The organism is Streptomyces sp. NPDC102462 (assembly GCF_044765425.1).
Classification (GTDB): domain Bacteria; phylum Actinomycetota; class Actinomycetes; order Streptomycetales; family Streptomycetaceae; genus Streptomyces.
Map to the genome: position 1 here is coordinate 170192 of NZ_JBIWKB010000010.1, position 10567 is coordinate 180758.

Sequence of the window (10567 nt, forward strand, 5' to 3'; positions counted from 1 at the left end):
GCCGGCCCGAGGATCGGGTGCCATGACGCAGGGACACGGCAGCACGGTCGACGGGGTGCTGCGCCGCAGCGCCCGGCGCACACCCGCCCGGATCGCGGTGGAGTACGGCGAGCGCCGCTGGACCTACGCGGAACTCGACGACGCCGTCTCCCGCGCCGCCGGACTGCTGCGCGCCCGGGGCCTCGCCCCCGGCGACCGCGTCGGCGCCTTCGGCCACAACTCCGACGCCTATGTCGTCGCCTTCCTCGCCTGCGCCCGCGCCGGCCTGGTCCATGTGCCGGTCAACCACCATCTGACCGGCGACGACCTCGCCTACATCGTCCGTCAGTCGGGCAGTTCCCTGGTGCTCGCCGACCCGGCCCTGGCCGGACGGCTCCCGGACGGCGTCCCCGCGCTGCCGCTGCGCGACACCGACGACTCGCTCCTCGCCTCGCTCGCGACGGCACCCCCGTACGACGGCCCCGAACCGCGCACCGAGGACCTGGTGCAACTGCTGTACACCTCCGGCACCACCGCCCTGCCCAAGGGCGCGATGATGACCCACCGGGCCCTGGTCCACGCCTACCTGAGCGCGATCACCGCCCTCGACCTGAGCGCCGGCGACCGGCCCGCGCACGCCCTGCCGCTCTACCACTCGGCCCAGCTGCATGTGTTCCTGCTGCCCTACCTCGCGGTCGGCGCGAGCGGCATCATCCTCGACGAGCCCGACGGCGACACCCTCTTCGACCTGATCGAGGCGGGCCGCGTGGACAGCCTGTTCGCCCCGCCCACCGTGTGGATCGCGCTGGCGAACCGGCCCGACTTCGCGACCCGGGATCTCGGCGGTCTGCGCAAGGCGTACTACGGGGCGTCGATCATGCCCGTGCCGGTCCTGGAGCGGCTGCGTGAACGGCTGCCGGGCCTCGCCTTCTACAACTGCTTCGGGCAGAGCGAGATCGGCCCCCTCGCCACCGTGCTCGGCCCCGACGAACACAAGGGCAGGCTCGACTCCTGCGGCCGCAGCGTGCTGTTCGTGGACGCGCGCGTCGTGGACGAGGACGGCGCGGACGTGCCCGACGGCACACCCGGCGAGATCGTCTACCGCTCGCCGCAGTTGTGCGAGGGCTACTGGGACAAGCCCGAGGAGACCGCGGCGGCCTTCCGCGACGGCTGGTTCCACTCCGGCGACCTCGCGGTGCGGGACGCCGACGGATACCTCACGGTCGTCGACCGGGTGAAGGACGTCATCAACTCCGGTGGCGTGCTGATCGCTTCGCGGCAGGTCGAGGACGCCCTCTACACCCACGAGGCGGTCGCCGAGGCCGCCGTGATCGGGCTGCCCGACGAGCGCTGGGGCGAGGCCGTCACGGCGGTGGTCGTACCGCGCGGCGAGGTCACCGAGGCCGAACTGATCGCCCACGTCCGCACCAGGCTCACCCCCTTCAAGGCGCCGAAGCGGGTGCTGTTCGTGACCGGACTGCCGCGCAACGCCAGCGGCAAGATCCTCAAGCGGGAACTGCGGGAACGGTTCGCCGAGGGGCAGCCGAGCTAGGTCCCGTCGTCGAACTCGCGTCGTTCGCCCGCAGGGCGGGCCCTGCGGCGTCGTGGTGGCCCCGGTCGAGCGGAGCCGGGAGCTGAGGAGCGTGCATCGTGGCGCGGGGCTGGGGGCACCTCCCGGCCGGAGGCCGACGGAGGGAGTGTGACGACGGGCCCCAGGCCGGGCGCGGTCCGGCATCGCTCGGCAGCGCCCGCAGCGGCGTGGAGAGCGGCGCGGCCGGCCACGGTGGCGCCGCGGACGCCCGACGGCGCAGCACGAGCAGGCCGGCGGAGCGCTCAGCGCGGGCGCAGGTCCACGATCCGGCGGATCTTGCCCACCGACCGCTCCAGCGACTCCGGTTCGACGATCTCCACGGCGACCGACACGCCGATGCCGTCCTTGACGGCCGCCGCGACGGCCCGGGCCGCCTCCCGGCGCGCCTCGGGCGTCGCTCCGGGCCGCGCCTCGGCCCGCACGGTGAGGGCGTCGAGGCGGCCCGTGCGGGTGAGACGGAGCTGGAAGTGCGGGGCGACGCCCGGGGTGCGCAGCACGATCTCCTCGACCTGCGTCGGGAACAGATTGACCCCGCGCAGGATCACCATGTCGTCGCTGCGGCCGGTGATCTTCCGCATCCGCCGGAACACCCGGGCCGTGCCCGGCAGCAGCCGGGTCAGATCACGGGTCCGGTACCGGATCACCGGCATGGCCTCCTTGGTGAGCGAGGTGAAGACCAGCTCGCCCTCCGCGCCCTCGGGCAGCACCTCCCCGGTGACGGGGTCGACGACTTCGGGATAGAAGTGGTCCTCCCAGATGTGCAGGCCGTCCTTGGTCTCCACGCACTCCTGGGCGACGCCCGGTCCGATCACCTCGGACAGCCCGTAGATGTCGACGGCGTCGATCCCGAAGCGCTCCTCGATCTCCCCGCGCATCTGCTCCGTCCACGGCTCGGCACCGAAGATGCCGACCCTGAGCGACGTGCCGCGCGGGTCCACACCCTGCCGTTCGAACTCGTCGAGCAGGGTGAGCATGTACGAGGGCGTGACCATGATGATCCGCGGCTCCAGGTCCCGGATCAGCTGGACCTGCCGTGCGGTCATCCCGCCGGAGGCGGGGACGACCGTGCACCCCAGCCGCTCCGCGCCGTAGTGGGCGCCGAGACCGCCGGTGAACAGCCCATAGCCGTACGCCACATGGATCGTGTCCCCGGGCCGGCCGCCGGCCGCACGGATGGCACGGGCCACCATGTCGGCCCACAGGGAAAGGTCGTTGTCCGTATAGCCGACCACCGTGGGGCGTCCGGTGGTGCCGCTCGACGCATGGATCCGGCGGATCCGGTCGCGCGGCACGGCGAACATCCCGTACGGGTAGTTCTCGCGCAGGTCCGCCTTGGTGGTGAGGGGGAACCGGGCCAGGTCGGCCAGGGACCGGCAGTCCTCGGGGCGGACGCCGGCCTTGTCGAAGGCCCGGCGGTAGAAGGGCACGTTGTCGTAGGCGCGCCGCAGCGTGGTCCGCAGCCGCTCCAGCTGAAGCGCCCGCAGAGCCGTCGCGTCGAGCCGTTCCCCCGCGTCGAACAGCTCCCTCGCCTCGGTCATGGGGCACCTCCCGCTCACCGATCACGTCGATCCGGACGACCGATCATTCGGTTGCCGTGTCCGAGATCAGTAATTCAGCCCGCCCCGGCCCCCGGCAAGAGGTCTCCCTGCGTTTTCTCACACCCTCGGACGCGACTGGATGGTCGGCGATGTGGAGGTCTTACGGGACCACATGGGGCCCGACCGCATGGGGCTCGACCCTATGGATCTGCTCGCGCACGCGGCGGGCGGGAGCCTCGCGACGCTGTACGCGGCCCGGTATCCGTACCGGGTCCGGCGGCGCGTGCCGATCACCGCCAACCCGTCAGCCATCGGCCTGCCGGCCGTCCGCGCCGCTGCGGCCTGTGGTGTGCCCTTCGGTGTCCGGTGTGTCGGCTACTGGTTCGCGTTCGTCGCCACCTGCCGGGCCCAGCGGTAGTCCGCCTTGCCGCTCGGGGACCGCTGGATGGTCTCCGTGAGCACGAGCTGGCGGGGGATCTTGTAGCCGGCCAGCTGGGCACGGCAGTGGCGCTGCACGTCTGCCAGGGACAACGCGTCGGCGCCCTCCCGCAACTGCACCACCGCCGCCACATGGTTGCCCCAGGTGGCGTCCGGCACCCCGGCCACGAGCACGTCGTACACGTCGGGATGCGACTTGAGCGCCTGCTCGACCTCCTCCGGGTAGACCTTCTCGCCGCCCGTGTTGATGCACTGCGAGCCGCGGCCGAGCACGGTGACGACGCCCTCCTCGTCCACCATCGCCATGTCGCCCAGCAGCACCCAGCGCACGCCGTCCTTCTCGAAGAAGGTCTCGGCGGTTTTCACCGGGTCGTTGTAGTAGCCGAGCGGTACGTGTCCGCACTGCGCCACCCGCCCCACCGCACCGGCCGCCACCGGCTCATGCGTCGCCGGATCCACCACCCGGGTACGGGAGTTGACCTGGATGCGAAATCCGCGCCGTTGGCCCGAGTCCTCGGTCGCCGTGCCGTTGAACCCGGACTCGGAGGACCCGAAATTGTTCAGCAGCACGGCGTTCGGGACGAGTTCGCAGAACTGCCGGCGCACCGTCTCCGACATGATCGCCCCCGACGAGGAGACGCTGAACACCGAGGAGCAGTCCGTGCCCTTCATGGGGCCCCGCAACGCGTCGATCAACGGCCGCAGCATCGCGTCCCCGACCAGCGACACGCTGGTGACCTTCTCCCGCTCGATGGTCCGCAGCACCTCCTCGGGTACGAACTTGCGGTGGATCACCACCCGCTGCCCGAAGTTGAAGCCGATGAACGCCGTGAGGGTGGAGGTGCCGTGCATCAGCGGGGGGGTGGGGAAGAAGGTGATGCCCGCACCGCCGGCCGCGACCCGCTGCGCCAGTTCCTCCGGTGTCCCCACCGGCTCCCCGGTCGGCGCGCCACCCCCGAGGCCCGCGAAGAACAGGTCCTCCTGACGCCACATCACACCCTTGGGCATCCCCGTCGTGCCGCCCGTGTAGATGATGAACTGGTCGTCGCCCGAGCGCGCCGGGAAGCCGCGCTCCGGGGAACCGGCGGCCTCCGCGTCCGCGAACGCGACGGCGGGCACCTCGGCGCTGCCCGGCGCCGGTTCGCCCACCCGCACCAGGTGCCGCAGCCCCACGGCCCGGGGCAGCGCCGCCGCCACCCGGCCCGTGAACTCCGCGTCGAAGACCAGCGCCACCAGGTCGGCGTCCCGGTAGAGATAGACCAACTCATCCTCGATGTAACGGTAGTTGACATTGACCGGGACGATGCGGGCCTTCAGGCAGCCGAGCACCGTCTGGAGGTATTCGACGCCGTTGTAGAGGTGCAGCCCCAGATGCTCGCCCGGACGTATCCCGCTGTCGAGCAGATGGTGCCCGATGCGGTTGGCCGCCGCGTCCAGTTCCGCGTACGTCAGACGGCGCTCCGCGCCCGTGCCCGGGTGGTCGACGTACACGAGCGCCTCGCGGTCCGTGACCGCGTCGACGACCGACTCGAACAGGTCGGCAAGGTTGTACTCCACGGTTCCTCCTGACCCGGGCGTACCTGGCATCCGACGGTTCGCCGGTCATCAGAGCAAAGGGCGCCGCAACTGTGAAGGCTTCACGCGAAGAAATCTGACTGTCTGTCAGAAAACCCTTGAAGTGCCCTCCCGCCTACTGCAACCTGTTCTCGTTCCGTCAGAGGGGAGATGGGTCATGGCTGGCACGGAACACCTCACCGTGCGGCGCGAAGGCGCCACACTGGTGCTCACGCTCAACCGGCCCGAGGCGAAGAACGCGCTCTCGCTGCCGATGCTCGTCGGCCTGTACGACGGCTGGCTCCAGGCCGACGCCGACGACACCGTCCGCTCGATCGTGCTCACCGGGGCCGGCGGCGCCTTCTGCGCCGGGATGGACCTCAAGGCACTGGCCGGCCGGGGCATGGCGGGGGAGCACTACCGGGACCGGCTCAAGGCCGATCCCGACCTGCACTGGAAGGCGATGCTGCGCCACCACCGGCCGCGCAAACCGGTGATCGCCGCCGTCGAGGGTCACTGCGTCGCCGGCGGCACGGAGATCCTTCAGGGCACCGACATCCGGGTGGCCGGCGAGTCCGCGACCTTCGGACTGTTCGAGGTCAGGCGCGCCCTGTTCCCCATCGGCGGCTCCACCGTGCGGCTGCAACGCCAGATCCCGCGCACCCACGCCCTGGAGATGCTGCTCACCGGACGGCCCTACAGCGCCCGCGAGGCCGCCGGCATCGGACTCGTCGGACACGTCGTCCCCGACGGCACCGCGCTCGCTCGCGCCCTGGAGATCGCCGAACGGATCAACGCCTGCGGCCCGCTCGCCGTCGAGGCCGTCAAGGCGTCCGTGTACGAGACCGCCGAGATGACCGAGACCGACGGACTCGCCGCCGAACTCGAACGCGGCCGGCCGCTCTTCGAGACCGCCGACGCCAAGGAGGGCGCCCGCGCCTTCGCCGAGAAACGGCCCCCCGTCTACAAGCGCGCCTGACCCCGTGCCGGCCCGCCCGACCCGCGAAGGAGACAGCCGCCGATGCCCGACGTCCTCAAGGCCCCCCTCGTCCTGGAGTTCCCCTTCACCCGCTCCCTCGGCCCCGTCCAGAGCGCCTTCCTGACCGGCCTGCGCGAACGCGTCGTGCTCGGGGTGCGCACCGACGACGGCCGTACCCTCGTCCCGCCCGTCGAGTACGACCCCGTGACCGCCGAGGAGATCCGCGACCTCGTCGAGGTCGCCCCCACCGGCACGGTCACCACCTGGGCCTTCAACCACCGGCCCCGCCGCGGCCAGCCCCTTGGCACCCCCTTCGCCTGGGCCCTGGTCCGCCTCGACGGCGCCGACACCGCCCTGCTGCACGCCCTGGACGTGCCCGGCCCCGACACCGTGCACACCGGCATGCGGGTCCGCATCCGCTGGGCCGAGGAGCGCACCGGCGCCATCACGGACATCGCCTGCTTCGAACCGTACGACGGCCCCGCCGCCGAAGTCGCCGGGCACAGCGGCGCGTTCGCGGACCCCGTCACCGGCATCGTCGCGCCCGCCCGCCTCGACTACACCTACACGCCCGGCCGCGCCCAGTCCGCCCACATCCGGGCGCTCGCCGAACGGCGCACCGTCGGCGAACGCTGCCCGTCCTGCCGCATGGTGTACGTGCCGCCCCGCGGCGCCTGCCCCACCTGCGGCGTTGCCACCGCCGAACAGGTCGAGGTGGGGCCACGCGGCACGGTCACCACCTTCTGCATCGTCAACATCAAGGCCAAGAACCTCGACATCGACGTGCCCTATGTGTACGCGCACATCGCCCTCGACGGCGCCGGCCTCGCCCTGCACGGCCGCATCGCCGGCATCCCCTACGACCAGGTGCGCATGGGCCTGCGCGTCGAACCGGTGTGGACCGAGGGCGCCCGCCACCCCGACCACTACCGGCCGACCGGCGAACCCGACGCGGACTACGACACCTACAAGGAGCTGCTGTGACCCGCGCACACATGCCGGACCCCGGCCGGATCGCCGTCGTCGCCTTCGCCCAGAGCGACCACCGCGCCGCCGACGAGGAGAACTCCGAGGTGGAAATGCTCATGCCGGTGCTGCACGAGGTGCTGGACCGCACCGGCCTGAAGACCGCCGACATCGGCTTCACCTGCTCCGGATCCAGCGACTACCTGGCCGGCCGGGCCTTCTCCTTCACCCTCGCCCTGGACGGCGTCGGCGCCTGGCCGCCGATCTCCGAGTCGCACGTCGAGACGGACGGCGCCTGGGCGCTGTACGAGGCATGGACCAAACTGCTCACCGGCGAGGCCGACACCGCCCTCGTCTACTCCTACGGGAAGTCCTCGCCCGGCTCCGTCCGGGACGTCCTGACCCGCCAGCTCGACCCGTACTACCTCGCCCCGCTGTGGCCGGACGCCGTGGCCCTCGCCGCGCTCCAGGCACAGGCACTGATCGACGCGGGGGAGACGGACGAGGAGGCGCTGGCCGCGATCGCCGCCCGCAACCGGGCCGCCGCCACCGCCAACCCGCACGCCCGGCTGCGGGGTTCCGTACCCCACGGCGACTACGTGGTACGGCCGCTGCGCACCGGTGACTGCCCGCCCGTCACGGACGGCGCCGCCGCCGTCATCCTCGCCGCGGGCGACCGGGCCCGCCGGCTGTGCCCGCGGCCCGCCTGGATCCGGGGCATCGACCACCGTGTCGAGGCCCACGCGCTCGGCCTGCGCGACCTGACCGACTCGCCCTCCGCCCGGCTCGCCGCCGAACGCGCAGGCGCCTTCGAACGGCCCGTCGACACCGCCGAGTTGCACGCCCCGTTCAGCGCGCAGGAGGTCGTCCTGCGCAAGGCACTGCAACTCGGCGACGACGTGTGCGTCAACCCGTCCGGCGGCGCGCTCGCCGCCAACCCCGTCATGGCCGCCGGGCTCATCCGCATCGGCGAGGCCGCCGACCGCATCGGGCGCGGAGCGTCCGACCGTGCGCTCGCCCACGCCACGTCCGGCCCCTGCCTGCAGCAGAACCTGGTCGCCGTCCTCGAAGGGGATCCCCGATGAGCAAGGAGCCCGTGGCCGTCGTAGGGATCGGCCAGACCAAGCACGTGGCGGCCCGCCGGGACGTGTCGATCGCCGGACTGGTCCGCGAGGCGGCCCGCCGCGCCCTGGACGACGCCGAACTGACCTGGTCCGACATCGACGCCGTGGTCATCGGCAAGGCGCCGGACTTCTTCGAGGGCGTCATGATGCCCGAGCTGTACCTGGCCGACGCGCTCGGCGCCGTGGGCAAGCCGCTGCTGCGGGTGCACACCGCGGGCTCCGTCGGCGGCTCCACCGCCCTGGTCGCGGCCGGCCTCGTCGCCGCCCGCGTGCACACCACCGTGCTCACCGTCGCCTTCGAGAAACAGTCCGAGTCCAACGCCATGTGGGGCCTGTCCCTGCCGATCCCCTTCCAGCAGCCGCTGCTGGCCGGCGCGGGCGGCTTCTTCGCCCCGCACGTACGCGCCTACATGCGGCGCACCGGGGCCCCCGACACCGTCGGCTCCCTGGTCGCCTACAAGGACCGGCGCAACGCGCTGAAGAACCCCTACGCGCATCTGCACGAACACGACATCACCCTGGAGAAGGTCCAGGCGTCCCCGATGCTGTGGGACCCCATCCGCTACTCGGAGACCTGCCCCTCCTCCGACGGCGCCTGCGCGATGGTCCTCACCGGCCGGGCCGGCGCGGCCCGCGCGCCCCGGCCGCCCGCCTGGATGCTCGGCGGCGCCATGCGCAGCGAACCCACCCTCTTCGCCGGCAAGGACTTCGTCTCCCCGCGGGCCGGCAAGGACTGCGCCGCCGACGTCTACCGGCAGGCCGGCATCGCCGACCCGCGCCGGGACATCGACGCCGTCGAGATGTATGTGCCGTTCTCCTGGTACGAGCCCATGTGGCTGGAGAACCTGGGCTTCGCCGAGGAGGGCGAGGGCTGGAAACTCACCGAGTCCGGCGTGACCGGACTCGACGGCGACCTGCCCGTCAACATGTCGGGCGGCGTGCTGTCCACCAACCCGATCGGCGCCTCCGGCATGATCCGCTTCGCCGAGGCCGCGCTCCAGGTACGCGGACAGGCCGGCGAACACCAGGTGGAGCGGGCCAGGAGAGTGCTCGGGCACGCCTACGGTGGCGGCTCGCAGTTCTTCTCCATGTGGCTCGTGGGGTCGCGGCCCCCCGACTCGTGAAAGGTCCCCCGGACGTGGCCTGTTGGCGGTCGGGACCGGTCGCTAGGCTGGCCGCGGACGACGAACCGGGAGGAGCACGGACGTGGCCGAGAGCACCATCCAGCAGCAGCCGCGCATGGGCTGGGACAAGCCGGAACTGGACCTCAGCAAGGCGCAGTGGCAGTCCAGCAGCCGAGGTCTCGGCGATGTCCAGATCGCCTTCGTCGAGGGGTTCATCGCGATGCGCAACAGCGGCCGGCCCGGGAGCCCTTCCCTGATCTTCACGCCCGCCGAGTGGGGCGCCTTCGTGTCCGGCGCGCGGGAAGGCGAGTTCGACCTGACCTGAACCGCGCGGCGGCGAGCCGATCCGGGGGTGTTCCGCGCCGATTTCCGGACACGCGACCGACAGGACCCTTCCGGGACCGGGGCCTGAGCGAGGCTGACCCCCGGAAGGCAAGGTCGCATCCCGGAGGTGAGGACGACGAACACCCAGCCGGTCATCGCCGCGGTCGACGGCTCGCAGGACAGCCTGCGCGCCCTGGACTGGGCCCTCGACGCCGCCCGGCGGCGCGCGGCACCCCTGCGCGTGGTGCACGTGCGGCAGTACGCGCCGTGGGGCCGGCCCGAGGCCCTGGCCGCGGGCCCGCCCGAACCGGACGACGACCGGGTCCTCGACGAGGTGCGCACCCGGCTGCGCGGGCCCGCGGCGGCACAGCCCGTCGAGTACGCCACCCTGCGGGGCGCGCCCGCCGCGGTGCTGCCCGCGCAGGGCGCCGAGGCACAGATGCTGGTGCTCGGCTCCCGAGGACGGGGCGGCTTCGCCAGCCTGCTGCTCGGCTCCAACGGCATGGCCGCCGCACGCGACGCCGCGTGCCCGGTCGTCGTCGTGCCCCGGCCCGGCCGCGGCCGTGGCACCTCCCACGCCTCCGCGGCAGCGGGGGACCGGGGTGAGCCGCCGGCCGGGCCGGGGCCCCGGGTGGTCGTCGGCGTGGACGTCGACAACCCCGACGACGTCACGCTCGCGTTCGCCTTCACCGAGGCCGGTCTGCGCGGTGCGCTCCTCCAGGTGATCGCCGCCTACCGGTGGCCCGCCCAGCCGCTGATGGCGCCCGGCGAACTGCTGCCGCCCGTCATCGACCAGAACGCCGTGGAGAACGAGACCCAGGCCCTCGCCGAGGGATTCCTCGCCCCGCACCGCGCCCGGCACCCGGACGTCCGCGCCGAGGCCCAGGCACGGCCCGGAGACGCCGCGGGCAACCTCGTCGCGGCTTCCGAAGGTGCGGGGCTGGTGGTTG

Annotated in this window: 10 protein-coding genes; 8 read left to right on the forward strand and 2 right to left on the reverse strand. The window is 72.6% G+C overall.

The window, feature by feature from the left end:
• Window positions 1-22: 22 nt before the first annotated feature.
• Window positions 23-1531 carry an acyl-CoA synthetase gene (locus ACIRFL_RS12110; RefSeq protein ID WP_404026906.1) on the forward strand — a complete coding sequence of 503 codons (1509 nt, stop codon included), beginning with the start codon at window positions 23-25 and terminating at the stop codon, window positions 1529-1531.
• Between the two features lie 281 nt (window positions 1532-1812).
• Here the strand turns inward: ACIRFL_RS12110 and paaK are convergent, their stop codons facing one another.
• Window positions 1813-3108, reverse strand: coding sequence for a phenylacetate--CoA ligase PaaK (gene paaK / locus ACIRFL_RS12115; protein ID WP_404026907.1), 1296 nt, complete (start codon window positions 3106-3108; stop codon window positions 1813-1815).
• Between the two features lie 187 nt (window positions 3109-3295).
• On the opposite strand from paaK, the gene ACIRFL_RS12120 reads away from it, so the two are divergent.
• Window positions 3296-3526 (forward strand): hypothetical protein, encoded by a 231-nt coding sequence (locus ACIRFL_RS12120; RefSeq protein WP_404026909.1) that lies wholly within the window; start codon window positions 3296-3298, stop codon window positions 3524-3526.
• On the opposite strand, the gene ACIRFL_RS12125 is transcribed toward ACIRFL_RS12120, so the two are convergent.
• Window positions 3484-5103, reverse strand: a complete 1620-nt coding sequence (locus tag ACIRFL_RS12125) for an acyl-CoA synthetase (RefSeq protein ID WP_404026911.1) — start codon at window positions 5101-5103, stop codon at window positions 3484-3486. The genes ACIRFL_RS12120 and ACIRFL_RS12125 overlap by 43 nt on opposite strands.
• A 175-nt stretch (window positions 5104-5278) precedes the next feature.
• On the opposite strand from ACIRFL_RS12125, the gene ACIRFL_RS12130 reads away from it, so the two are divergent.
• From ACIRFL_RS12130 to ACIRFL_RS12155, 6 genes are all read left to right on the forward strand, one after another.
• Window positions 5279-6079, forward strand: coding sequence for a crotonase/enoyl-CoA hydratase family protein (locus ACIRFL_RS12130; RefSeq protein WP_404026913.1), 801 nt, complete (start codon window positions 5279-5281; stop codon window positions 6077-6079).
• A 42-nt stretch (window positions 6080-6121) separates the two neighbouring features.
• Window positions 6122-7063, forward strand: a complete 942-nt coding sequence (locus ACIRFL_RS12135) for a Zn-ribbon domain-containing OB-fold protein (RefSeq protein ID WP_404026915.1) — start codon at window positions 6122-6124, stop codon at window positions 7061-7063.
• A gap of 11 nt (window positions 7064-7074) precedes the next feature.
• Window positions 7075-8130 (forward strand): thiolase domain-containing protein, encoded by a 1056-nt coding sequence (locus ACIRFL_RS12140; protein ID WP_404026992.1) that lies wholly within the window; start codon window positions 7075-7077, stop codon window positions 8128-8130.
• Window positions 8127-9293, forward strand: coding sequence for a thiolase domain-containing protein (locus tag ACIRFL_RS12145; RefSeq protein ID WP_404026917.1), 1167 nt, complete (start codon window positions 8127-8129; stop codon window positions 9291-9293). The genes ACIRFL_RS12140 and ACIRFL_RS12145 overlap by 4 nt, the downstream gene beginning before the upstream one ends.
• 82 nt (window positions 9294-9375) lie before the next feature.
• A complete protein-coding gene (locus ACIRFL_RS12150) occupies window positions 9376-9618 on the forward strand; it encodes a DUF397 domain-containing protein (RefSeq protein ID WP_404026919.1) in 243 nt (80 codons plus the stop codon).
• Window positions 9619-9744: 126 nt separating this feature from the next.
• Window positions 9745-10567 (forward strand): universal stress protein (locus tag ACIRFL_RS12155; RefSeq protein WP_404026922.1); only part of this gene is annotated, 823 nt, incomplete at its 3' end.